Annotated in this window: 2 protein-coding genes; both read left to right on the forward strand. The window is 62.9% G+C overall.

The features are described 5' to 3' along the window. Positions 1-180, forward strand: a 180-nt coding sequence (locus ACSFBL_RS35625) for a hypothetical protein (RefSeq protein ID WP_435520505.1), incomplete at its 5' end; no start/stop codon positions are given. Between the two features lie 245 nt (positions 181-425). After that, a partial coding sequence (locus ACSFBL_RS35630; protein WP_435520506.1) for an MBL fold metallo-hydrolase occupies positions 426-1038 on the forward strand: 613 nt, incomplete at its 3' end.

Below are 1038 nucleotides of genomic sequence, written 5' to 3' on the forward strand. Positions count from 1 at the left end.
ATTCGCGTGATGAACGGCGTGCATGACAAGGTGCGGTCCGCACTTGGAGCCGCATGCAACAAGGCGGAACTTGATTCCTGGATTGCGGAAGGGGCAATGCTTGATGGGGAGGCATTTGCGGCGCTAGTGATCACTTCAGCGAGCAGCAGAGCTTCGCGCGAAGGTCAAGTCCCAATATAGAGCAGCTGTTGGCGGACGAGGAGTACCAAGTCCGCATTCCTCAGGCGCCGACGTGAAGGGGGGCACATGGGTATTCGGGCATTCAGGATGCCCCATAGAAGCTCGGCTCCGCAAACGCCGGGGCTAGACCTCGAATGTCCGATGCCACGCGCGCCCTCCCCTCGAGGACCCGACTATCACGAGCACCTGCTACGTTGCGCGGTGACCGCGGACGGAGGTCGATTCGCAGCCTTCGGAGAATGCTCATGACCTGGGCCGCTGTTCGACGTCTCTTGCGCACCTCGCTGTTAGCATCAGCTGCCCTCGCGCCCGGCATTGGCGTCTGCGGAGGCACCCTCACGCACCCGGCCCTCGCCGGGTATAGCTACCTCGAAGCGAATTCATCGCGTGCGGACGATGAACCGAGCCTGCACGCCACGTTCTTTGGGACGACCACCATCGTGCTGTCTGACCGGACGCAAGCCGTCATCACGGACGGCTTCATCACCCGCCCGGGTTACCTGCAGATCCTCTTTGGACGCATCGCCCCGGATGCCGCCCTAATCGAGAAAGTGTTGGATGCAAGCGGCGTCACCAAGTTGCACGTGCAGGCGATCCTGGTGGCGCACTCCCACTTCGACCACGCACTCGATGCACCTGTGGTCGCCATGCTCACGGGCGCCAAACTGGTCGGAACCGAGTCGACCCGAAACATCGCGGCCGGCCAGCATTTCAACGGCGCCTTCGTTGTCGCTGGGAATGGAATGATCGAGCCCGCCGGCGCCTTCACGATCAAGATGCTGCGCTCCCTGCACTCTTCCCCTGCGACGGCGATGGGCTCGATCCTCGCGCCTTTGGAAGTCCCGGCACGCGCCAGCG

This window comes from Variovorax glacialis, from assembly GCF_051216375.1.
Taxonomy (GTDB): domain Bacteria; phylum Pseudomonadota; class Gammaproteobacteria; order Burkholderiales; family Burkholderiaceae_C; genus Variovorax.